Source organism: Variovorax paradoxus (assembly GCF_022009635.1).
Taxonomy (GTDB): domain Bacteria; phylum Pseudomonadota; class Gammaproteobacteria; order Burkholderiales; family Burkholderiaceae_C; genus Variovorax.
Map to the genome: position 1 here is coordinate 4538661 of NZ_CP091716.1, position 22319 is coordinate 4560979.

The 22319-nt window shown below is 66.5% G+C and carries 18 protein-coding genes; 3 read left to right on the forward strand and 15 right to left on the reverse strand.

Annotated features, from left to right (window positions below):
* Positions 1 to 2: 2 nt before the first annotated feature.
* From rlmN to L3V85_RS21105, 5 genes are all read right to left on the reverse strand, one after another.
* On the reverse strand, positions 3 to 1151 hold the full coding sequence (rlmN, locus tag L3V85_RS21085) for a 23S rRNA (adenine(2503)-C(2))-methyltransferase RlmN (RefSeq protein ID WP_237674660.1): 1149 nt from the start codon (positions 1149 to 1151) through the stop codon (positions 3 to 5).
* Between the two features lie 21 nt (positions 1152 to 1172).
* Complete coding sequence (ndk, locus tag L3V85_RS21090) at positions 1173 to 1598, reverse strand: nucleoside-diphosphate kinase (protein WP_237674661.1); 426 nt, start codon at positions 1596 to 1598, stop codon at positions 1173 to 1175.
* Positions 1599 to 1750: 152 nt separating this feature from the next.
* A complete protein-coding gene (locus L3V85_RS21095) occupies positions 1751 to 3550 on the reverse strand; it encodes a pseudouridine synthase (protein ID WP_237674662.1) in 1800 nt (599 codons plus the stop codon).
* The gene (scpB, locus tag L3V85_RS21100; RefSeq protein ID WP_237674663.1) at positions 3547 to 4413 is read right to left on the reverse strand and encodes an SMC-Scp complex subunit ScpB; all 867 of its coding nucleotides are present in this window, start codon (positions 4411 to 4413) and stop codon (positions 3547 to 3549) included. The genes L3V85_RS21095 and scpB overlap by 4 nt, the downstream gene beginning before the upstream one ends.
* A gap of 130 nt (positions 4414 to 4543) precedes the next feature.
* Positions 4544 to 5542 carry an RluA family pseudouridine synthase gene (locus tag L3V85_RS21105; RefSeq protein WP_237674664.1) on the reverse strand — a complete coding sequence of 333 codons (999 nt, stop codon included), beginning with the start codon at positions 5540 to 5542 and terminating at the stop codon, positions 4544 to 4546.
* A 50-nt stretch (positions 5543 to 5592) separates the two neighbouring features.
* On the opposite strand from L3V85_RS21105, the gene L3V85_RS21110 reads away from it, so the two are divergent.
* A complete protein-coding gene (locus L3V85_RS21110) occupies positions 5593 to 6399 on the forward strand; it encodes an outer membrane protein assembly factor BamD (protein ID WP_237680617.1) in 807 nt (268 codons plus the stop codon).
* 40 nt (positions 6400 to 6439) lie between these two features.
* Here L3V85_RS21110 and L3V85_RS21115 read toward each other — a convergent pair whose 3' ends face one another.
* Both L3V85_RS21115 and L3V85_RS21120 read right to left on the reverse strand, forming a co-directional pair.
* The gene (locus tag L3V85_RS21115) at positions 6440 to 8530 is read right to left on the reverse strand and encodes an ATP-dependent DNA helicase (RefSeq protein WP_237674665.1); all 2091 of its coding nucleotides are present in this window, start codon (positions 8528 to 8530) and stop codon (positions 6440 to 6442) included.
* Positions 8527 to 8730: a YdcH family protein gene (locus L3V85_RS21120; RefSeq protein ID WP_198087701.1), complete on the reverse strand. Its 204-nt coding sequence runs from the start codon at positions 8728 to 8730 to the stop codon at positions 8527 to 8529. The genes L3V85_RS21115 and L3V85_RS21120 overlap by 4 nt, the downstream gene beginning before the upstream one ends.
* Positions 8731 to 8836: 106 nt before the next feature.
* Here L3V85_RS21120 and L3V85_RS21125 point away from each other — a divergent pair, with 106 nt between their 5' ends.
* Positions 8837 to 9607, forward strand: coding sequence for a PP2C family protein-serine/threonine phosphatase (locus L3V85_RS21125; protein WP_237674666.1), 771 nt, complete (start codon positions 8837 to 8839; stop codon positions 9605 to 9607).
* 40 nt (positions 9608 to 9647) lie between these two features.
* On the opposite strand, the gene L3V85_RS21130 is transcribed toward L3V85_RS21125, so the two are convergent.
* The 8 genes from L3V85_RS21130 to L3V85_RS21165 form a co-directional block, all read right to left on the reverse strand.
* Positions 9648 to 10331, reverse strand: a complete 684-nt coding sequence (locus L3V85_RS21130) for a hypothetical protein (protein WP_237674667.1) — start codon at positions 10329 to 10331, stop codon at positions 9648 to 9650.
* Positions 10328 to 11428 (reverse strand): cell division protein ZapE, encoded by a 1101-nt coding sequence (zapE, locus tag L3V85_RS21135; protein ID WP_237674668.1) that lies wholly within the window; start codon positions 11426 to 11428, stop codon positions 10328 to 10330. Before zapE ends, L3V85_RS21130 begins: the two co-directional genes overlap by 4 nt.
* A gap of 4 nt (positions 11429 to 11432) precedes the next feature.
* Positions 11433 to 12863 carry a dihydrolipoyl dehydrogenase gene (gene lpdA / locus L3V85_RS21140; RefSeq protein ID WP_237674669.1) on the reverse strand — a complete coding sequence of 477 codons (1431 nt, stop codon included), beginning with the start codon at positions 12861 to 12863 and terminating at the stop codon, positions 11433 to 11435.
* An 18-nt stretch (positions 12864 to 12881) separates the two neighbouring features.
* Entirely contained in the window at positions 12882 to 14153 is a 1272-nt protein-coding gene (gene odhB, locus L3V85_RS21145) for a 2-oxoglutarate dehydrogenase complex dihydrolipoyllysine-residue succinyltransferase (protein ID WP_237674670.1), read from the reverse strand.
* A gap of 53 nt (positions 14154 to 14206) precedes the next feature.
* A complete protein-coding gene (locus L3V85_RS21150; RefSeq protein ID WP_237674671.1) occupies positions 14207 to 17083 on the reverse strand; it encodes a 2-oxoglutarate dehydrogenase E1 component in 2877 nt (958 codons plus the stop codon).
* 179 nt (positions 17084 to 17262) lie between these two features.
* Positions 17263 to 19233: a propionate--CoA ligase gene (locus L3V85_RS21155; protein ID WP_272933928.1), complete on the reverse strand. Its 1971-nt coding sequence runs from the start codon at positions 19231 to 19233 to the stop codon at positions 17263 to 17265.
* Between the two features lie 75 nt (positions 19234 to 19308).
* Positions 19309 to 19914 (reverse strand): isochorismatase family protein, encoded by a 606-nt coding sequence (locus L3V85_RS21160; RefSeq protein WP_237674673.1) that lies wholly within the window; start codon positions 19912 to 19914, stop codon positions 19309 to 19311.
* Positions 19915 to 19948: 34 nt separating this feature from the next.
* Positions 19949 to 20599, reverse strand: a complete 651-nt coding sequence (locus L3V85_RS21165) for a TetR/AcrR family transcriptional regulator (RefSeq protein WP_237674674.1) — start codon at positions 20597 to 20599, stop codon at positions 19949 to 19951.
* Between the two features lie 93 nt (positions 20600 to 20692).
* Between L3V85_RS21165 and L3V85_RS21170 the strand changes: the two genes are divergently transcribed.
* Complete coding sequence (locus L3V85_RS21170) at positions 20693 to 22315, forward strand: 4-hydroxyphenylacetate 3-hydroxylase family protein (protein WP_237674675.1); 1623 nt, start codon at positions 20693 to 20695, stop codon at positions 22313 to 22315.
* Positions 22316 to 22319 lie beyond the last annotated feature (4 nt).

Sequence of the window (22319 nt, forward strand, 5' to 3'; positions counted from 1 at the left end):
CTTCAGTGCTCCTGGGGAAGGGTCTTGCGGACCGGGTGCAAAACAATGGGGCGCTCGGCTGCACGGCGCTGGGCCATGCGCTCGGCCGCACGGGTGCGGTCCTTGACGTCGCCGGCGAGCTGGCCGCAGGCGGCGTCGATGTCGTCGCCGCGCGTCTTGCGCACGGTGGTCACCAGGCCCGCTTCGCTCAGCATCTTCGCGAATGCCAGCACGCGCGGCTGCGGCGAGCGCAGCAGGCCCGAGGCTGGAAACGGATTGAACGGAATCAGGTTGAACTTGCACGACACGCCGCTCGTGCGCACGAGCTCGATCAACTGGCGCGCATGCTCCGGCTGGTCGTTGACGCCGTCGAGCATGCAGTACTCGAAGGTGATGAAGTCGCGCGGCGCGTGCGCCAGGTAGCGCTTGCAGGCCTCGAGCAACTCGGCGATCGGGTACTTGCGGTTGAGCGGAACGAGGTCATCGCGCAGCGCGTCGTTCGGCGCGTGCAGCGACACCGCCATGGCCACCGCGCAATCGGTGCCCAGGCGGTCGATCATGGGCACCACGCCGGAAGTCGACACCGTCACGCGACGGCGCGACAAGCCGTAGGCGTTGTCGTCGAGCATGGTGCGCAACGCGGGCACCAGCGCGGAATAGTTCTGCAGCGGCTCGCCCATGCCCATCATCACCACGTTGGAGATGACACGCTCGTCGCGCTTGAGATGCTTGCGCAGGAAATGTTCGGCAAACCACAGCTGGGCGACGATTTCGCCCGTGGTGAGGTTGCGGCTGAAGCCCTGATGCCCGGTCGAGCAAAAGCGGCATCCGACCGCACAGCCGGCCTGGGACGACACGCACAGGGTGCCGCGATCGTCCTCGGGAATGAATACGGCTTCGACGGCATTGCCGTCGCCGACGTCGAACAGCCACTTGATCGTGCCGTCCTTGGATTCGTGCTGCGTGAGGACCGGCAAGGCCTCGACGCGCGCGGTGGTCGCGAGCTTCTCGCGAAGCGACTTGGCCAGATCGGTCATCTGGGTGAAGTCGCTGGCGCCACGCTGGTGAATCCAGCGGAACAGCTGCGTGGCGCGGAATTTTTTCTCGCCGAGTTTTTCGCAGAACGCGGCCAACCCCTCGAGATCGAATTCGAGCAGATTGGCCGTGGTCATGGAATCGGTCGAGATACGACTTCAGCGTGCGTAGACGTTGAGGCCGGCGAAGAAGAACGCGACTTCGTTCGCTGCGGTTTCGGGAGCGTCCGAGCCGTGCACTGCGTTGGCGTCGATGCTGTCGGCGAAGTCGGCGCGGATGGTGCCGGCGGCTGCCTTCTTCGGGTCGGTGGCGCCCATCAGGTCGCGGTTCTTGGCGATGGCGTTTTCGCCTTCGAGCGCCTGCACGAACACGGGGCCCGAGATCATGAACTCGACCAGGTCCTTGAAGAAGGGACGTTCCTTGTGCACGGCGTAGAACTGCTCGGCTTCGTTGCGCGACAGGTGCACCAGCTTGGCGGCGACGACCTTGAGGCCGGCGGCTTCAAAGCGGGAAACGATCTTGCCGATGACGTTCTTGGCGACTGCGTCGGGCTTGATGATGGAAAGGGTACGTTCGATAGCCATTGAAATGCTTCCTGAGCTTTGATTTTGAAGAGTTTTGTCACAACTGCAACGAGTTTGTTGCGCCGTATGCCGACAAAGCCTCTGATTTTAACCGGCGCAGCCCCCGGGGCTCATGAAAACCCCGCGAAAGGCCGCGCTCCTGCGGGAGGCTTTCAGCGACCGCGGCGACGTCCGCCGCCCGAGTTGCCGAAGCCGCTTCCACCACCGCCTCCGCCGCCACGGCGGCCGGGGCCTCCGCGCTGCTCCTTGCGCTGGCGCGAGAAGCTGTCGGCGCCGATGTAGCCGAGCGAGGTCTTCATCGGATCGGGCTGGTTGGCACCGCTGGGCTGACGGTCGTCACCCTGGCGATTGCCGCCGCCCTTGCCGCGACGCCCCTGGCCTTGCGGCTGACCACCGTTGCCACCGTTGCCACCACCCCGATTGGGGCGTGGGCCGCGGTCGCCGCGCGGCGGACGGCCGTCGCCCAGCGGATTCGGGATCGGCGCCTCGCCACGGCCGCCGTCGTCGCGCATCTCGCGCGGCTGGCCACCACCCTGGCCACCGCCGTTGCGGTTGCCGCGGCGCTTCTTGTTGCGTCCGTTGCGACCATTGCCGCCACCGTCCTGACCGGGGCCGCGCTGCTGCGGGCCGGGGCGAGCAGCAGCGCCGCCGGAAGCCTGGAACAGCGCACGGATGTCGCGCTCGTCGAGCTCCATCCAGGCGCCGCGCTTCAGGCCGCGCGGCAACACCATCGCGCCGTAGCGGATGCGGATCAGCCGGCTGACCGCATGGCCGACCGACTCGAACAGGCGGCGCACCTCGCGGTTGCGGCCTTCGGAAATCGTCACGCGATACCAGCAGTTCGAGCCTTCGCCGCCGCCGTCTTCGATGGTGCCGAACTGGGCCATGCCGTCGTCCAGGCGCACCCCGTCGAGCAGCTTCTGCTTTTCTTCGCTGGTGAGCGCGCCCAGCACGCGCACCGCGTACTCGCGCTCCAGGCCGAAGCGCGGGTGCATCAGCTGGTTGGCCAGATCGCCGGAGCTGCTGAACAGCAGCAGGCCTTCGGTGTTCAGGTCGAGCCGGCCGACCGATTGCCACTTGCCCTGCTGCAGGCGCGGCAGCTTGCGGAACACGGTGGGCCGGTTCTGCGGGTCGTCATGCGTGACCACTTCGCCGGTGGGCTTGTGGTAGGCGATGACGCGCGGCGGCGGCGGCGCGATGCGGTAGCGGATCGGCTTGCCATTGATCTTGACCTGATCGCCGTACTGGATGCGCTGACCGATGTGGGCCGGCTCGTTGTTGACGGAAATGCGCCCCTGGAGAATCAGCTGCTCCATTTCGAGCCGCGAACCCAGGCCCGCCTGCGCCAGCACCTTGTGCAGCTTGGGCGAGTCGGCCTCGGGCAGCAGCACGCGCTTGAGCGGCGGCACCTCGGGGCTTTCCTCGTCGGCGTCGAACTGGCCGGAAATGACGTCGGCGAAGCGGATCGGCTCGGGCGGCAGCGCATTGCGCTGTTCGCGCTCGGCGGCGCGACGGGCGCGGTCGAGGTCGTCCTCTTCCTCGTCAGGCTCTTCCTCTTCCTCGTCTTCGTCTTGTTCTTCGCTGTAATCGCGAGCCGGCTCGGCTGGCTCGGGTTCGGTGGCAACAGCTTCCGGCGCGTCGACAGCGACAGCAGTCACCGGCTCGGGCGCCTCCACCACTTCGGCCACGGGCGCAGCGTCAGCCACGGGCTGCAGAACCTCTTCGGACACAGGCTGCTCCGCCGGCTCCACGACTTTCTTCTTGCGAGGCGCGCGCGGCTTCTTGGGCGCTTCGGCCTCAGCCGGCGCAGCGGACACTTCGGACACAGCCTCCGGCGCAACCGACTCGGCAGCGGCGACCGCGGCCTTCTTGGGCGCAGCCGCCCTTTTCTTCTTCTTGACTTCGGGCTCGGCCGGCAGCATTGCCGCGTCGTCGGTGTCGGATGGGCTCATGTGGTTTTTCCGGGAGAAACTGCTTGGGGATCGACCTCGTCATCGGACGGGACGTCGGGTTCTTGTTGTTCCGGCTCTGGTGCTGGAACGGGCTCGGGCTCTTCCGAGGACTCGGCGGCTGGTTCGGCCTCGGGCTCGGGTTCGGCGGCCGCAGGCGCCTCGAATTCTTCGGCGGCGGCTGCGTTTTCGGCGACTTGCGCCTGCGCGGCCTCCACGGCTTCCACCACTTCCACGGCCTCCAGCGCCACCTCTGCCGACACGGGCGCCTTGGCCTCCTCCTCGGCATCCATCGGCAACCCTTGTTGACCACCTGAAGCCTGCTCGAGCGCGTCGACCAGGGCGGCCTGCTGCGCAGGCGTCTCGATCAGCGGAAGCTGGTCGAGCGACGCCAGGCCAAGGTCGTCCAGGAACTGCCGCGTCGTCGCGAACAGCGCCGGCCGGCCGACCGTTTCGCGGTGGCCGATCACCTCGACCCAGCCGCGGTCTTCGAGCTGCTTGAGGATCAACGAGTTGATCGTCACGCCGCGGATGTCTTCCATGTCGCCGCGCGTGGCCGGCTGGCGGTACGCGATGATGGCCAGCGTCTCAAGGGCTGCGCGCGTGTAGCGCGGCGGCTTCTCGGGATGCAGGCGGTCGAGATGGTCGCGCATCTCGGGCCGGCTCTGAAAACGCCAGCCGCTGCCGACGCTCACAAGCTCCAGGCCGCGCTGCGCCCAGTCTTCCTGCAATTCAAGCAACAGCACCTTGATGGTGTCCACGCCCAGCTCGTCGTCGAACAGCACGCGCATGTCGCGCACCGGCAGCGGCTGGCTCGAACAGATCAAGGCGGTTTCGAGAATGCGCTTGGCATCCGCCGTATTCATGGTTCGCGTTATCCGGGAAAAGGCGCCTGGGTAGACGCTGGCTCACAAGGATGAAAGGAGTAGGCGTTGCCGGCACGCGGCGAATGCAACGCAAGGCCGGCATCGGATGGCCGGCGCGGCCCTCGGGCCGTCAGGCGCGATTGTAAACCAGCCCCCAGGACTGCAAAGCCTGAATGAGGTCCGGCGGCGGCGGCGATCGGAACTCCATGGGCTCTTGCGTGACGGGATGCACGAAGGCCAGCCGGAACGCATGCAGCGCCTGGCGCGACAGGCCGACGGCCGGCGCGCCGCCATAAAGCGCGTCTCCCACCAACGGATGCCCGATCGACGCCATGTGCACGCGGATCTGATGGGTGCGGCCGGTTTCGAGGGTGCAACGCACCACGCAGCCTTCGGAATGGCTGTCGAGCCGCTCGATCAGCGTGCGCGCGGTCTTGCCCGCATGACGCTCCAGGTCGACCACGGCCATGCGCAGCCGATTGCGCGGATCCCGCCCGATGGGCGCATCGACCTGCCGGGCCGCCGCGCCGACCCAGGGCTTGTGCCCGATTGCCAGGTACTGCCGCTTGACCTCGCGCGCGGCGATCAGCGCGACCATCGCGTCCATGGTCGCCCGCGTGCGGGCCACCACCATCAGCCCGCTGGTGTCGCGATCGAGCCGGTGCACGATGCCGGCGCGCGGCAGCAGCGCGGCCTTCGGATCGAGCGCCAGCAGTCCGTTGAGCAGCGTGCCGCTCCAATGCCCGGGCGCCGGATGCACGACCAGCCCGGCGGGCTTGTCGACGATGCGCAGGTGCTCGTCCTCGTACACGGTGACGAGGTCCATCGTCTCGGGCCGGAAAGCCTGGCTCTGGGGCGTGGGCCGCAGTTCGATGCGCCCTGCCTGCCCCGCCTTGACGCCGGCCGAGACCTTGGTGACAGTACGCCCCTGCAGCTCCACGGCGCCGGCCTCGATGAGTTGCTGGAGGTAACTGCGGGAAAATTCGGGCACCAGCGCGGCCAGCGCGCGGTCGAGCCGCTGGCCGTGCTGCGCCGAATCGATGATGAAGGGCCGCAGCTCGCTGGCCTCGGCCGGGTCGGCGCCTTCCTCGTGTTCGGCCGCCTCCAGATGCTCGGGGGTATTGCCCAAAGGGTCGGTCGATATAATTGAGGGTAACTGTTTCACGAAAGCCGTATGTGATGTTTCGCGCCAAATTATCGGTCCCCACCTGGATCGCGCTCAGCGCGGTGGCCCTGCTCGCAGCCGGCTGCTCGTCGACCTCCGTCGACAAGACCGCGAACTGGAGCCCCAACAAGATCTACGCGGAAGCCAAGGACGAGGCCGGATCGGGGGCCTACGACAAGGCCGTGCCGCTCTACGAGAAGCTAGAAGGCCGCGCCGCCGGCACGCCGCTCGCGCAGCAGGCCCAGCTGGAAAAAGCCTACGCCCAGTACAAGTCGGGCGAAAAGGCCAGCGCCATCGCCACCATCGACCGCTTCATGAAGCTGCATCCCGCGAGCCCCGCGCTCGACTATGCGCTCTACCTGAAGGGCGTGATCAACTTCAACGACGACCTAGGCATGTTCGCGTTCCTCACGCGCCAGGACCTGTCCGAGCGCGACCAGAAGGCGGCCAAGGAGTCGTTCGAGTCGTTCAAGGACCTCGTGACCCGCTTCCCCGAGTCGCGCTACGCCCCTGACTCGCGCCAGCGCATGAACTACATCGTGAACTCGCTCGCGCAGTACGAAGTTCATGTGGCCCGCTACTACTACTCGCGCGGCGCCTACCTGGCAGCCATCAACCGGGCCCAGATCGCCCTGTCCGACTACCGCGAAGTGCCGGCGCTCGAGGAAGCCCTGTACATCATGGTGAAGTCGTACGACGCGCTCGGCATGAAAGACCTGCGCGACGACGCCCAGCGCGTGCTGACCACCAACTACCCCCAGAGCACCTACCTTGCCAACGGCTTCAAGGGCAAGGACGACCCCTGGTGGAAGGTCTGGTAAGGCCAGCCAGCCCTGCTGAACAGCAGCAGGCGCGCTCTGGCTAGTTCTTGAGCGCGTCCAGCGCGGCGTCGAAATCCGCTTCGTTTTCGAGCCGCCGCATCGGCGGAAGCGCCGCCAGCAGGCGGCGTCCATAGCCCATGGCGACCAGGCGGGTGTCGCAGATCGCCAGCACGCCGCTGTCGGTTTCCCGCCGGATCAGCCGCCCCGCCCCCTGCTTGAGCGCGACGGCCGCCTCGGGCAACGAATAGTCAGCAAACGAACTGCGCCCCTGCGCCTCGAGCCGCTGCGAGCGCGCCTCGACCAAGGGATCGTTGGGCGGCGGGAACGGCAGCTTGTCGATCACCACCAGTTGCAGCGCATCGCCCGGCGCATCGAAGCCCTCCCAGAACGAAGCCGATGCCACCAGCACGCAGCCTGCGCGCCCGGCGCTCGCCCCTTCGCGGAAACGGTCCATCAGCACCCGCTTGGGCAGTTCGCCCTGCACCAGCACCTCGGGCCGCGCTTCGGTCTCCAGCAGTTCGAACTGCTGCTTGATGGCATCGCCAATGGTGCGCAAGGCGCGCAGCGTGGTCGTCAGCACCAGCGTGCGGCCACCGAGCTCGGCAGCGCCGCGTGCAGCCAGTTGGGCGACCCGCTGGCTGTGGGAGGGATCATTGGGCTTGGGGAACGCGCGAGGCACGTACAGCGCGGCCTGCGATGCGTAGTCGAACGGGCTCTGCACCCGCAGTACTTCGGCATCGTGCAGACCACAGGGCTCGGTGAACCAACGCAGCGTGGGCTCGTCGCCCAGCGTGGCCGAGGTAAAGACCCAGGCCCGTCCGCCGTCTTCCTGCACCGGCGCCTCACGTGCCGACCGTTCGCCATAGGCATCGAGTTCGTCGTCGCTGTCGTCCCCGTCATCGTCCGCATCGGCACCCGCTTCGTCGACGATCTTGAGCACCCGCTTGCGCATCGCATCGGCGATGTCCAGCGGCGACTCGATCAGTCGCAGCTGCGAGCCGACATCAACCCAGCGCACCGAATCGACCTCGCAAGGCAGCGCGAAGCGTGCGGTGCGCTTGGCTAGCTGGCGTGCCCGCTCGTGCAGCCGCACGAAGTCAGGGGAAATCTCGCTGACGGTGGCCAGCCCCTCGGCCGCCTGCTCGAACGAGTGCTGCAGGTCGTCGAGCGCGCTCTGCCAGGCGTCGGGGTCGATGCCTTCCGGCGCGGGCCCCAGCCAGCGCAGCTTGGCGCCCGGCCACTGCTTGCCGACCACCAGCCGCAGCTCGCGCGCGGTGCGCTCGACACCGGAAACCAGCTGCTGCCAGTCGACCAGCCCGCGCGCGTGCTGCAGGCCCGAGCCCAGCATGTCGCGCGCGAAATCCAGCGCCTGCCCGCTCCCGAGCTGCGCGCCCAGGAACTGCACGCCGGTTTCATTGAGCTGATGCGCCTCGTCGAACACCACGACGCTCACGGTGGGCAGCAATTCCGCCATGCCGGTCTCGCGCACCGCAAGGTCGGCAAAGAACAGGTGATGGTTGATGACGACGATGTCGGCCGCCAAGGCTTCACGCCGTGCCAGGTTGACGTGGCAGGCCTTGAACTGCGGGCACTGCGCGCCCAGGCAGTTCTCGCGGGTGGAGGTGATCAGCGGTATCAGCGGCGAGCGTTCGTCCAGCCCCGGCAGCTCGGCCAGGTCGCCGGTGCGCGTGGCTTTAGACCATTGCTCGATCTTGGCGAGCGTGCGCAGACTGCCGCGCTCGGGCAGCGAGGCGTCGTGGCGCGCGGTGTCGAGCCGGTGCAGGCACAGGTAGCTGCCGCGCCCCTTGAGCAGCGCGGTGCGCACCGGCAGGCCGAAGGCTTCGACCAGCCGCGGCAGATCGCGGCCGAAGAGCTGGTCCTGCAGCGTCTTGGTGGCGGTCGACAGCAGCACGCGCTCGCCGCTCAGCAAGGCCGGCACGAGGTACGAGAAGGTCTTGCCCACGCCGGTGCCGGCCTCGACCACGAGCACGCCGCCCTGGTCGATGGTGCGGGCCACGGCCATGGCCATTTCGGTCTGGCCCGAGCGTTCGCGGAATTGCTCGGCGGCACGCGACAGCGCGCCATCTTGCGCGAAAGCGTCGCGCACCTTGTCTTCGAGTGCGCCCGTCACGCCGGCTCTCTCGGGTCGAGCACGTTTTCGAGGCGCGCGATCTGGTCGCGCAATGCGAGGCGGCGCTTTTTCAGGCGCCGCAGCAGCAGCTCGTCTTGCGGCGAGCCTTCGGCCAGCCGGTCGATGGTGGCGTCGAGATCGGCATGCTCGATGCGCAGCTCGATCAGCTGCCGGGAAAGGGAATGAAGATTGGAGTCCAACGGTGGGGAGCGAACGCAGAGTTGGCGCGTCGCGTGTTCATTCGATAATACGTCCTGACACGAATCCCCGAGCAGACAGAACCACGCGCTTGCGCGCATATGCCTCATGACCCAAGGCTTTCGACTAGCAGCGGCCACCGGACTCCACAAGGGAGACCGCCCGTACCAACAAGACCAGGTCTTGATGATGAGTCATCCGCGGGTGCCCGGCTGCGTGCTGGGCGTCGTTGCCGACGGCATGGGCGGGCGCAGCGGCGGGCGCAAGGCGTCCGACCAGGTCCTGATGACCGCGCGCCAGCTCTTCGCGCGCTACGCGCCGGGCCGCGACGACCCCGAAGTCCTGCTGAGGCAGATGCTGGAAGACTCGCACACGGTCATCAAGCTCACCGCCATCTCCAGCGAACAGGAGCCCCACAGCACGCTGGCGGCCTTCCTGCTGAACCCCAAGGGCGACTGCGCCTGGATCCATGCCGGCGACTCGCGCATCTATCATTTCCACGACGGACAGCTGGTCAAGCGCACGCGCGACCACTCGTACGTGCAGGCGCTGATCGACCGCGGCCAGATCAGCGAAGCGGAGGCCAATATCCACCCGCAGGGCAACATCCTGCTGGGCTGCCTGGGCATGACCACGACACCGCCGCCCATCGACCCGCACTACATCCCGAAGATGCGGTCCGGCGACCTGCTGATGGCATGCAGCGACGGGCTCTGGCACTACTTCACGCCCGAGGAAATGGCGAGCGTTCTGTACGCCCAGCCACCACGCGACGCGGTCGAAATCCTGGTGGGCGAAGCACGACGCCGGGCGCGCGGCACCGGCGACAACATTTCCATTGCGGTCCTGAAGCTCGACGCGCTCCCGGCAGCCGCCTGACTGAGCGCGCCCTTCGCAGCGGCAGCGCCCTATCGATCGATCAGGGTGCGGCCGAGGCCGGAGCCGGAGTGCCCGGCGGGGGAGGAGGCGCCGGCAGCGGCGCACCACGCGGCTTGTCGCGCGACGCATTCTGCCGCTCGACGCTGGCCTTGTGCTCGGCCGCCCTCTTCTGCTTGTCCTGGAAGCGCTGCACGTTTGCGGGCGCTTCGGTACGCTGCTGGGCCGTCTTGGCCTGCTCGTCGGCATGCGCCTGCTGCTTCGACTGGAATGCGCGCTCGCGCTCGGCGTCGCTGGCGGCCGTGGAGGCACGGCTGGCCGCGTGATCGGCTGCGCGCTGCTCGCGGTCTTTCTGGTTCTGGATCGACTGTTCCTGCTTCTCGCGCGTGTCCTGCTCGCGTGGGGTGGCGGCCTTCTGGTCGAGCTTCTGCAGCTCGGCCGCGCCGCTGCGCTGGCGCTGGATGTCGTTGATCGCGGTTTCCTGGCGCTTGATGCTGTCGGACTCGACCCGGCGCCGGGTACGGCTCTCGCTCAGGCAGTCTTCGACCGCGAATTTCTTGTAGCAGGCGGTCCGCTCTTCCAGGAAGCGCTTTTCCATGGCCTCGCGCTCGGACGAAAGCCTGCGCTTCTCGGCTTCGAGGTCGACGGTGCCCGAAGCGGCATTGGACTGCGCCCACAGAGGCAGGCTGGCCAACGACATCAGCAGGACAAGAGCGAATTTTTTCATGTGAGTCGGGTGTCGACGATGCGGCGTTCCAGGGAAAGAAACTCGCTCGACTGCATTTCAGTGAGCCGGGAGACCGTGCGCGGGAATTCGTGCGCCAGCGGACCCTCGGTGTACAACGCCTCGGGCGGAACCTCAGCCGACATGATGAGCTTGCAGCGCCGGTCGTACAAGACGTCGACCAGCCAGGTGAAACGGCGTGCTTCGGAAGCCATGCGCACGGGCATGTGCGGCACGTCGGACAGCAGCACGGTGTGAAACTGGCTCGCGATTTCCAGATAGTCGTTCTGGGAGCGCGGACCGCCGCACAGCGTCTTGAAGTCGAACCAGACCACGCCGCCGGCCTTGCGCCGCGCGCGGATCTCGCGCGACTCGATATGCAGCACCGGGTTTTCGTCCGCCACCTCGGCCAGCTTGTCGAAGGCCTTGCGCATTTCCTTCTCGGCCGCCGCGTCGTTGGGCGTGAGATACATGCGCAGCTGCTCCAGCGTGCGGCGCCGGTAGTCGGTGCCGTTGTCGACGCTGAGCACTTCGAGCTTCTCGTTCAGGAGCGCAATGGCGGGCAGGATGCGGTCGCGATGCAACCCGCCGGGGTAAAGATCGTCGGGCTTGAAGTTCGAGGTGGTGACGAAGCCCACGCCGTTCTCGAACAGCGACACCAGCAGCCGATGAAGAATCATCGCGTCGGTGATGTCCGCCACATGGAACTCGTCGAAGCAGATCAGCTTGTAGCGCTTGGAAATGCGCAAGCCCAGTTCGTCGAGCGGATTGACGGTGCCTTGCAGCTCGCGCAGTTCGCGGTGCACTTCACGCATGAATTCGTGGAAATGCAGACGCGTCTTGCGCCGCAGCGGCACGGCGTTGAAGAAGAGGTCCATCAGGAAGCTCTTGCCCCGCCCGACGCCACCGTACATGTAGACGCCGCGCGGAAGCTCCGGCCGGTTGATGAACTTCTTCAGCGCATTCGAGCGCTGGGCCTTGTACTCGGCCCACTCGTTGGCGCAGCGATCCAGCGCCTCCACGGCGTGCAGTTGCGCGGGATCGCTGTGGAACCCGCGCGCTGCGAGTTCCGCCTCGTAGGCCTGTTTGACGCTGGTCAAAGGATCAGAAGTTCAGCGTGCGCTTGTCGACAGCCAGCGCGGCTTCCTTCGTTGCTTCCGACAGCGACGGGTGCGCATGGCAGATGCGCGCGATGTCTTCCGCGCTCGCCTTGAACTCCATGGCCACGACGGCTTCGGAGATCAGCTCGCTGGCCTGCGGGCCCACGATGTGCACGCCCAGGATCTCGTCGGTCGTGGCGTCGGCCAGGAACTTGACCATGCCGGTCGTGTCGCCCAGCGCGCGCGCGCGGCCGTTCGCCAGGAACGGGAAGGTGCCGGCCTTGTAGGCGCGGCCCGCGGCCTTGAGTTGCTGCTCGGTCTGGCCGACCCACGCGATCTCGGGGTTGGTGTAGATCACCCACGGGATCGTGTTGAAGTTGACGTGACCGTGCTGGCCGGCAATGCGCTCCGCCACGGCAACGCCCTCTTCCTCGGCCTTGTGCGCCAGCATCGGGCCGCGCACCACGTCGCCGATGGCCCACACGTTGGGCAGGTTGGTCTTGCACTCGTCGTCCACGGCGATGGCGCCGCGCTCGTCGAGCTTCAGGCCCACGGCTTCGGCGTTCAGGCCGATGGTGTTGGGCACGCGGCCGATCGACACGATCAACTTGTCGACTTCCAGCGTCTGGGCTTCGCCCTTGGCATTGGTCCAGGCAACGCTCACGCCCTTCTTCGACGACTTGATCTCGCCGACCTTCACGCCGAGTTCGATCTTGAGCTTCTGCTTGTCGAAGGCCTTCTTGGCTTCCTTGGCGATCTGCTCGTCCACCGCGCCGAGGAAAGTCGGCAGTGCTTCGAGCACCGTGACTTCCGCGCCGAGGCGACGCCACACCGAGCCCATTTCGAGGCCGATGACGCCCGAGCCGATCAGGCCCAGCTTCTTGGGCACCGCGCCGATGCGCAGCGCACCGTCGTTCGAGAGGATGTTTTCCTCGTCGAACGGGGCACCCGGCAATGCGCGGGCGTTGGAGCCCGTGGCAATGACGACATGCTTGCCGCTGATCGACTCTTCGGTGGCGCCTGCCACCTTGAGTTCGTAGCCGGTTTCGTCGGTCTTCACGAACGACGCGCGACCGTGGAAGAACGTGATCTTGTTCTTCTTGAACAGGTACAGGATGCCGTCGTTGTTCTGCTTCACGACCTGGTCCTTGCGGGCCAGCATCTTGTCGATGTCCAAGCCCAGGCCTTCGACCTTGATGCCGTGGTCGGCGAAGTGGTGGCCGGCCTGGTCGAAGTGCTCCGACGACTGCAGCAGCGCCTTCGAGGGGATGCAGCCGACGTTGGTGCAGGTGCCGCCCGGTGCCGGGCCGCCCTTGCCGTTCTTCCACTCGTCGACGCAGGCGACGTTGAAGCCGAGTTGCGCCGCACGGATCGCAGCGATGTAGCCGCCGGGGCCGCCGCCGATGACGACGACGTCGAATTGCTTGTTTGCCATCTGATTCTTTCTCCCGGATCAGATATCGAACAGCAGGCGCGACGGATCTTCGAGAGCTTCCTTCATGGCGACCAGGCCCAGCACGGCTTCGCGGCCGTCGATGATTCGGTGGTCATAGCTCATGGCCAGGTAGTTCATCGGGCGGATCACGATCTGACCGTTCTCGACCACGGCGCGGTCCTTGGTGGCGTGCACGCCCAGGATGGCCGACTGGGGCGGGTTGATGATCGGGGTCGAGAGCATCGAGCCGAAGGTGCCGCCGTTCGAGATGGAGAACGTGCCGCCGGTCATGTCTTCGATGCCCAGCTTGCCGTCTTGCGCCTTCTTGCCGAACTCGGCGATCTTCTTCTCGATGTCGGCGAAGCTCATCTGGTCGGCATTGCGCAGGATCGGCACCACCAGGCCGCGCGGCGAACCGACGGCGATACCGATGTCGAAGTAGCCGTGGTACAGGATGTCGTTGCCGTCGACCGAGGCGTTGATCACCGGGTACTTCTTCAGTGCGTGCACTGCCGCCTTCACGAAGAAGGACATGAAGCCGAGCTTCACGCCGTGTTCCTTGGTGAAGCTGTCCTGGAAGCGCTTGCGCAGTTCCATGACGGGCGCCATGTTGACTTCGTTGAAGGTCGTCAGGATGGCGTTGGTCGACTGCGACTGCAGCAGGCGCTCGGCGATGCGGGCGCGCAGGCGGCTCATAGGCACGCGTTGTTCCGGACGCTCGCCCAGGTCGGGCGCGCCGGTGGGCGCTGCGACTTGCGGCAGCGCGGGCTTGGCAGCCGGCGCGGCGATGGTGGCGGCAGGTGCCGCGGGCTTGGCGCCCGAAGCAACGGCGCCGAGCACGTCACCCTTGGTGACGCGGCCGTCCTTGCCGGTGCCGGCAACGTCGCTGGTCTTCAGGTTGTTGTCGGCCAGCAGCTTGGCGGCGGCGGGCATGGCCACGTCGGCCTTCGAGCCACCGGTGGCAGCGGCTGCCGAGGCAGGCGCCGCGGCTGCCGGAGCAGCGGCGGGTGCTGCTGCGGCAGCAGCCGGCGCGGCAGCCGAAGCCTTGCCTTCGGTGTCGATCTTGGCGATCAGCTGCTCGGCCACCACGGTGGCTCCGTCGGGCTGCACGATTTCGGCCAGCACGCCGGCCGATGGCGCGGGCACTTCGAGCACGACCTTGTCGGTCTCGATCTCGATCAGGATTTCATCGACGGCGACGGCTTCGCCGGCCTTCTTCTTCCAGGTGAGCATGGTGGCTTCGGCCACGGATTCGGAAAGCTGGGGGACTTTGACTTCTACGATAGACATGTGGAGTTAGCTCCGTTTTGTTCTTCAGGTGTTCGTGTGAAAAGGGACAGGTATTACTTGGTCAGCACGAAGCCCTTGAGCTTGCCGAACGCGCCGTCGACCAGCGCCTTCTGCTGTTCCTGGTGCAGGTGCGAGTAGCCCACCGCCGGCGATGCCGAGGCGGCACGGCCGGAGTAGCCGAGCTTCTGGCCGTCCTGCATGTTTTCGTGGATGTAGTGCTGCACGAAGAACCAGGCGCCCTGGTTCTGCGGCTCGTCCTGGCACCAGACCACGTCGACGAGGTTCGGGTACTTCTTGATCTCGGCGGCGAATGCCTTGTGCGGGAACGGATAGAGCTGCTCGACGCGGATGATGGCCACGTCTTCGTTGCCCAGTTCTTCGCGCTTCTTGGCCAGGTCGTAGTAGACCTTGCCCGAGCAGGCGATCAGGCGCTTGACCTTGTCGGCCTTCAGGCCCTTGCTGTCCGGAATGACGGTCTGGAAGCTGCCCTTGGTGAACTCGGACAGCGGCGAGGTCGCGTCCTTGTTGCGCAGCAGCGACTTGGGCGTGAGGATGATCAGCGGCTTGCGCAGGTTGCGCACCATCTGGCGGCGCAGCACGTGGAAGATCTGGCTGGCCGTGGTGGGCTGGACCACCTGCATGTTGGTGTCGGCGCTCAGCTGCATGAAGCGCTCCAGGCGTGCCGAGCTGTGCTCGGGGCCCTGGCCTTCGTAGCCGTGCGGCAGCATCATGGTCAGGCCGTTGACGCGGCCCCACTTCACTTCGCCCGAGGCGATGAACTGGTCGATCACCACTTGCGCGCCGTTCACGAAGTCGCCGAACTGGGCTTCCCAGATCACGAGCGTGTTCGGGTCGTTCGAGGCGTAGCCGTATTCGAACGCGAGCACGGCTTCTTCCGACAGGATCGAGTCGATGACGACGAACGGAGCCTGGTTGTCGGCCACGTTCTGCAGCGGCGTGTAGGTGCCGGTGTCGAACTTCTCGCGGTTCTGGTCGTGCAGCACGGCGTGGCGGTGCGTGAACGTGCCGCGGCCCGAGTCTTCGCCCGACAGGCGAACCGGGTAGCCGCTGGCCACCAGCGAGGCGAAGGCCATGTGCTCGCCCATGCCCCAGTCGATGTTGACGTCGCCGCGGCCCATGGCCGCGCGGTCGTCCAGCACCTTCTTCACGAGCGGGTGCACGGTGAAGCCTTGCGGCACGGCCGTGATCTTCTCGGCCAGGCGCTTCCACTCGCTCGAGGGAATGGCGGTGTCGCCGGCATCGGTCCACTTCTTGTTGAGGTACGGGCTCCAGTCGACGGCGTACTTGCTCTTGAAGTTGGTGAGCACGGGGTCGACGGTGTTCTTGCCTTCGTCGAAGGCGGCGCGCTGCGCCTTGACCATGTCGTCGCCGAGCGTGTCGCCCAGGCCTTGAGCGGCCAGCTTGTCGGCGTACAGCTTGCGCGTGCCGGGGTGCTGGGCGATCTTCTTGTACATGAGCGGCTGGGTGAGCGAGGGGGTGTCCTGCTCGTTGTGGCCCAGCTTGCGGAAGCAGATGATGTCCACGACCACGTCCTTCTGGAACTCCATGCGGAAGTCCAGGGCGATCTGGGTGGCGAGCACCACGGCTTCGGGATCGTCGCCGTTCACGTGCAGCACGGGTGCTTCGATCATCTTGACGATGTCCGAGCAGTACAGCGTCGAGCGGCTGTCGCGCGGGTCGCTGGTGGTGAAGCCGATCTGGTTGTTGATGACGATGTGCACCGTGCCGCCGGTGGAGTAGCCACGGGTCTCGGCCAGCGCCAGCGTTTCCATCACGACGCCCTGGCCTGCGAAGGCGGCGTCGCCGTGCACGATCACGGGCAGTACCTGCTTGCCCAGCGGGTCGCCGCGGCGGTCCATGCGGGCACGCACCGAGCCTTCGACCACGGGGTTCACGATTTCAAGGTGCGAGGGGTTGAACGCGAGGCTCAGGTGCACCGGGCCGCCGGGGGTGGTCACGTCCGAGCTGAAGCCCTGGTGGTACTTGACGTCGCCGCTGGGCAGGTCTTCGGGGGCGGTGTGGTCGAACTCTGCGAACAGGTCGGCCGGCATCTTGCCGAGCGAGTTGACCAGCACGTTCAGGCGGCCGCGGTGGGCCATGCCGATCACGATTTCCTGCACGCCCTTGACGCCGGCCTGGTTGATCAGCTCGTCCATCGCGACGATGAAGCTTTCGCCGCCTTCGAGCGAGAAGCGCTTCTGGCCGACGTACTTGGTGTGCAGGAAGCGCTCGAGGCCTTCGGCGGCCGTCAGGCGGTTCAGCACGTGCTTCTTCTGCTCGGCGCTCAGCTTGGGGTTGGTGCGGGCGCTTTCGAGCCGCTGCTGCCACCAGCGCTTGTGGTTCTGGTCGGTGGTGTACATGTACTCGGCGCCCATCGTGCCGCAGTACGTTTCGCGCAAGGCGTTGAGCAGGTCGCGCAGCGACATGGTCTCCTTGCCGAAGAAGGTGTTGCTCGTGTTGAACACCGTTTCGAGGTCGGCATCGGCAAAGCCGTAGAACGAGGGCTCGAGTTCAGGAATGGCGGGACGCTCGGCGCGCTTGAGCGGATCGAGGTCGGCCCAGCGGGCGCCGACGTTGCGGTAGGCGGCGATCAGCTGCTGGACGGAGGTGCGCTTGCGGCCGAGTTCGGAGTCGGCGCCGCTGGCCTGCACGACCTTGGTCGTGCCCTGCTTCGCGCGTTCGGCGAAGGCGTTGATGACCGGCAGGTGCGGGACGTCGCGGGTGTTCGTGCCGTCGGCGGCGGGGACGTTCTGCAGCGCGTCGAAGTACGAACGCCAGTTGTCGGGCACGCTGCCGGGGTTGGAGAGGTAGTTTTCGTACATCTCTTCGACATAGGGCGCATTGCCGCCGAAGAGGTAGGTGTTGCCTTGATAGGCGGTGTACGCCGATGGCGTCGATGAATCGCTCATGATCCGCTGACCTTCGCTTCCCTGAAGGAAGCACTAGCTGGTTAAGAAACCTTCCGCGACACGGCTGAACCGATTGGCGGATGCGACTGTGGCTGGGGAAGGGCCTGAGTACCTTGGCATTGTGCCACGTCAACCATATGACGATTCAAAGGACCTACGCAACCCCCTCCCCCGCTAACTCAGACGGAAGAAAGTAACTGTTTGATCTGCTGCAGCGTGGCGGGATCGTCGATGGTGGTCAGGTCGCCCGGATCGCGCTGCTCGCACACGGCCTGGATGGCACGGCGCAGCAATTTGCCGCTGCGCGTCTTGGGCAGCCCGCTCACGAAGCGCACGCGCGCGGGACGGGCCAGCGCGCCGAGCTGGTCAGCCACCAGCTTCATGATTTCACCTTCCAGCTTGAGCGCCAGGTCGGCGTCGGCCACGGCCTTTCCGTCCTTCGGAACGACGAAAGCCATCGCGACCTGCCCCTTGAGCGCATCGGCCACGCCGACCACGGCCACTTCGGCGACGTTGGCATGGCCCGAAATGCTCTCCTCGATCTCGCGCGTGCCGAGGCGGTGACCCGCGACGTTGATCACGTCGTCTGTACGCCCGAGGATGTAGAAATAGCCGTCCTCGTCGCGAATGCCCCAGTCGAAGGTCGAATAGACCATCTTGCCGGGCACGCTTTTCCAGTAGGTGTTGACGAAGCGCGCGTCGTCCTTCCACACGGTCAGCATGAAGCCGGGCGGGGTTGGGCCCTCGACCACGACCACGCCTTTCTCGTTGGCGCCGGTCAGTTCCTCGCCGGTCGACTCGTGCAGGATCTTGATGCGGTAGCCGTACATCGGCACGCCCGGGCTGCCGAACTTGCTGGCCTTGGCCTCCACGCCGTTGGCGATGGTGATCATCGGCCAGCCCGATTCGGTCTGCCAGTAGTTGTCGATGATCGGCACGCCCAGGCCCTCGCTGATCCAGCGGGCGGTCGGCTCGTCGAGCGGTTCACCGGCCAGGAACAGCGCGCGCAGGGTCGACAAGTCGTACTTTTTCAGCAATGCCGGGTCTTGCTTCTTGAGCACGCGCACCGCGGTCGGCGCGCTGAACATCACCGTCACCCTGTATTTCTCGACGAGGCGCCACCAGATGCCGCCGTCCGGCTGGCGGTCGATGCCTTGGGTGGGCAGGCCCTCGTACATGATGGTCGCCATGCCCGCGATCAGCGGGCCGTAGACGATGTAGCTGTGGCCCACGACCCAGCCGATGTCGCTGGTCGAAAAATAGGTTTCGCCGGGCCTGCCGTCGAAGATGTGCTTCATGCTGGCGGCCAGCGCCACCGCATAGCCGCCCACGTCGCGCTGCACGCCCTTGGGCTTGCCGGTGGTGCCGCTCGTGTAGATGGTGTAGCTGATATCGGTCGATTCCATCCAGGTGCAAGGCACCTTGGCGTCGATGTGCCGCTGCCGCAGCTCGGCGGCGAGGTGGTCGCGGCCCGCCGCCAGGTCCATGGGCGCGAGGCCGCGGTCGGTGAGCAGCACCGCGGAGGGCTTGTGCTTCGAAAGGCGGATCGCCTCGTCGAGCAGCGGCTTGTATGCGATGACCTTGCCGCCGCGCGAGCCGGCATCGGCGCTCACGATCACCTTGGGCTCGGCGTCCTCGATGCGCGTGGCCAGCGAAACGCTCGCGAAGCCGCCGAACACCACGCAGTGAATCGCGCCGATGCGCGCGCAGGCCAGCATGGCGAACGCGGCCTCGGGAATCATCGGCATGTAGATGAGCACGCGGTCGCCCTTGCCCACGCCCAGTTCCATCAGGCTGGCGGCGGTGCGCTGCACTTCGGCGTGCAGCTCGTCGAAGCTGTAGCTCTTCTCGACGCCGGTTTCGGTGGAAACGAAGACCAGCGCGGGCTGGCCGCCGCGCGTGGCCAGGTGCCGGTCGACGGCGTTGTGGCAAAGATTGGTGGTGCCGCCGACGAACCAGCGCGCGAACGGCGGCTGGCTGGCGTCGAGGATCTGCTGCGCCGGCGTGTGCCAGTCGATCAGCTTCGCCTGTTCGGCCCAGAAGGCCTCCGGCTCATCCACGGACTGGCGATAGAACTCTTCGAAGCGGCTCATCTGACTTGTCTCCGTTTTATGTTTTCGTTCTGGCTGTCGCGCCAAAACTGAATTCATAATTATGGAGACCGATCTTGCAGCAAGCTGACGGCCGGTACAACCCGGCCAAGCCCCAGCACTGGCCGCGCCGGCTTATCGGATCAGGGTCTGCAGGTCGCGAAACGCCGGATGCTCGGCGGTGCGCAGCCATTCGAAACCGACCATCTCGGTCGTGACCAGTTCCGCGCCCGCGCCGGCCAGGCGGTCGAACGCGGCGTCGCGGTTGCGCTCGGTGCGCGAGCTGCAGGCGTCGGTGACGACCCACACTTCGAATTCGTCTTCCAGCAGGTCCAGCGCGGTCTGCAGCAGACAAACGTGCGCTTCGCAGCCGGCGATCACGATGGTGTTGCGCTCTTCGGGCGCGGCTTGCGGCTTCTGCAGGTGCTTCGGCAGGCTTCGGGCATTGCCTTGCGGCGCGGCCTTGGCGGGCGCTCGCAGCCATTCGCCGAGGCCCTCTTCCACGCCGCTGAAGTGCATCTTTGCCAGCGTCTTCTTGCACAGCGCGCGGATGTCCGGCAGGTTTTCGCCCAGCTTGGACGGGTTCTGCTCGGTGCCCCAGACCGGCACGTCGACCCACTTCGCCATCTGGCCGAGGCGCACGGCATTCTTCGCAACGGCCTCGCTTTCGAAGACCGCCGGCATCAGCCGTGCCTGGTAGTCGACCAGCACGAGTTGGGATTGCGAAGCGTCGAGCAGCATGAACGGATTCTTTCTTGTAGAGGTTTAGATTGGGCTAAACCGTACCACTGAAAAGACCGGGTTTGCCCGCTTGGGCTGCAACGCGCTCCACGAGCTGCGCCACGTAGGTCTTGAACAGCGCGTCGGCCGACTGCCTGAACATGCGGATGCGCCCGGTGTGCTGCATCAGCAGCAGGCCGACGCCGTGCGCGAAGAGCGAGGTGTTTTCCCGCAGGGCAGCTTCCGCATCGAGGCCCATGGCCTGCAGCGCGTCTTCGCAGGGGCGAAGGGCCTGATGCAGGTGGTCGTTGAGTTCATGGTCGAGCTCGCTGGTCAACCCGCGCGGGCGCATGCCCTGCACCAGATAGAAGCCGAGATCGAGTTCGCGCGGGTTCGCGGCGTAGAAGTCGAACCAGGCCTGCGCCTTCGCGGCCAAGGTGAGGTCGGGGCGCCCTTCGGACGCCGGCGCATCGGCGACCGCCGTCTGCAGCCGCTGGATCGATTCATCGAGCAGCGCGCCGTAGATCGCCTCCTTGCTCTCGAAATAGGAGTAGATGGCGCCCGGCGTGTAGCCGGCCCTGCGCGCGATTTCGCGAATGCTCGCGCCCTCGATGCCGGCCTCCAGGAACACGGCGCGCGCGGCGTCGAGCACAAGGGCGCGGCGCGCATCGGTGAGCGCCTGGCGGCGTTGGAGCTTGGCATGCATGGGCGGGACTATACAAAAATTCGAGCATTGATCAAAAAATTAAACAGTGTTCAAATTTTGCCTCCGAGCACAAAACCAAGGAGACAGAAAACGATGAACGCCCCGCTCCCCGCCACCACGCTGATGCCCGGTGCCGACTACCGCGAATCGCTGCGCCGCTATCGCCCCACCGTCTTCGTGGACGGCCGCCGCGTCGACAGCGTGGCCGACGAGGCCGCCTTTCAGCCCGGCATCAATGCCATCGCCCTCACCTACGACTACGCGCTGCGCAAGGAATACGAACCGCTGATGACGGCGGTGCAGCACACGAGCGGCAAGCGCGTGAACCGGCTGTCGCACATCAACACCAGCGCCGGCGACCTGCTCAACAAGCTGGAGGCGGTGCGCCTGGTCTGCCAGGAAACCGGCTGCGCCCAGCGCTACCTGACGCACGACGCGCTCAACGCCATCGCGCAGGTCTCGGCCCGCATCGACGATGCGCGCGGCAGCACCGAGCACACCGCGCGCTTCCACGAATACCTGCACCGCGTGCAGGACCAGGACCTGACGCTGGGCGTCGCCATGACCGACGCCAAGGGCGATCGCAGCCGCCGGCCGCACGAGCAGGCCAACGTCGACAGCTACCTGCACGTGGTCGAGAGCAACGCGCGCGGCATCGTCATCTCGGGCACCAAGGCCATCGTGACGGGCGCGCCCTACGTGCACGAGCTGCTGGTCATGCCCTGCCGCAACATGGGCAAGGAAGACGCCGACTTCGCCGTCTGCTGCGCCGTGCCGCTGGACGCGCCGGGCCTGACCATCGTCGCCCGTTCCGCCGGACGCCCCGGAGAAAAGCTGGAACACGGCGACGCCCTCTTCAGCCGCAAGTACGGCCAGAGCACCGGCGTGTGCATGTTCGACAAGGTCTTCGTGCCCTGGGAGCGCGTGTTCTACGCAGGCGAATGGGAGCACTCGGGCCACCTGACCTACAGCTACGCCACGCACCACCGCCACAGCTGCATCGCCGCCCGCGCGGGTTTCGGCGACCTGCTGATCGGCGCCGGCGCGCTGATGTGCGAGGCCAACGGCTTCGACCCGGGCAAGGAAAGCCACCTGCGCGAGCAGATGGTCGAACTCATCACCATCACCGAGAGCTTCTTCGCCTGCGGCGTGGCGGCCAGCGTCTACGGCAAGGCCGACGAACACTGCGAGGTCTTCATGCCCGACCCGGTGTTCAGCAACATCGGCAAGCTGCTGCTGGCCACGAAGATCTACGACATGCACCGCATTGCGCACTACGTGAGCGGCGGGCTCATCGTCACCCTGCCCGGGCCCGACGAAGACCACAACCCCGAGACCGCGGCCCGCCTGTCGGACGTGCTGCGCGCAAACCCGGCCATCCCCTACGAGCAGCGCATCGAGACCGCCCGCTTCATCGAAGACCTGACGGCCGGCTACCAGGGCGGCTGGTACAGCGTGATCAGCTTGCACGGCGGCGGCTCGCCGGCCGCCATGAAGCAGGAAATCTGGCGCAACTACCCGGTGGGCTCCAAGGTCGAGCTGGTGGAGCGCATCCTCGAGCGCGGCATTGCCGCCGACGGATCGCCAGCCGCCGCGCCGCACGACCCGGGCCGCGCCATCACCCGCAATCGCCAGCCCGGCAAATGCTGCGACACCGGCTGCACCACGCCGGGCCAGCCCGTGATGGTCGACCTGCCGGCGTCCCGCCGCGCCTAAACTG

Excerpts from the sequence above, each read along its gene's own strand:
- L3V85_RS21095 (WP_237674662.1), bottom strand. The coding sequence starts at position 3,550 with ATGAGCCCATCCGACACCGACGACGCGGCAATGCTGCCGGCCGAGCCC.
- L3V85_RS21130 (WP_237674667.1), bottom strand. The coding sequence starts at position 10,331 with ATGAAAAAATTCGCTCTTGTCCTGCTGATGTCGTTGGCCAGCCTGCCT.
- rlmN (WP_237674660.1), bottom strand. The coding sequence starts at position 1,151 with ATGACCACGGCCAATCTGCTCGAATTCGATCTCGAGGGGTTGGCCGCG.
- L3V85_RS21165 (WP_237674674.1), bottom strand. The coding sequence starts at position 20,599 with ATGCATGCCAAGCTCCAACGCCGCCAGGCGCTCACCGATGCGCGCCGC.
- L3V85_RS21150 (WP_237674671.1), bottom strand. The coding sequence starts at position 17,083 with ATGAGCGATTCATCGACGCCATCGGCGTACACCGCCTATCAAGGCAAC.
- L3V85_RS21160 (WP_237674673.1), bottom strand. The coding sequence starts at position 19,914 with ATGCTGCTCGACGCTTCGCAATCCCAACTCGTGCTGGTCGACTACCAG.
- ndk (WP_237674661.1), bottom strand. The coding sequence starts at position 1,598 with ATGGCTATCGAACGTACCCTTTCCATCATCAAGCCCGACGCAGTCGCC.
- L3V85_RS21110 (WP_237680617.1), top strand. The coding sequence starts at position 5,593 with ATGTTTCGCGCCAAATTATCGGTCCCCACCTGGATCGCGCTCAGCGCG.
- scpB (WP_237674663.1), bottom strand. The coding sequence starts at position 4,413 with ATGAATACGGCGGATGCCAAGCGCATTCTCGAAACCGCCTTGATCTGT.
- L3V85_RS21170 (WP_237674675.1), top strand. The coding sequence starts at position 20,693 with ATGAACGCCCCGCTCCCCGCCACCACGCTGATGCCCGGTGCCGACTAC.
- L3V85_RS21125 (WP_237674666.1), top strand. The coding sequence starts at position 8,837 with ATGACCCAAGGCTTTCGACTAGCAGCGGCCACCGGACTCCACAAGGGA.
- lpdA (WP_237674669.1), bottom strand. The coding sequence starts at position 12,863 with ATGGCAAACAAGCAATTCGACGTCGTCGTCATCGGCGGCGGCCCCGGC.
- odhB (WP_237674670.1), bottom strand. The coding sequence starts at position 14,153 with ATGTCTATCGTAGAAGTCAAAGTCCCCCAGCTTTCCGAATCCGTGGCC.
- L3V85_RS21155 (WP_272933928.1), bottom strand. The coding sequence starts at position 19,233 with ATGAATTCAGTTTTGGCGCGACAGCCAGAACGAAAACATAAAACGGAG.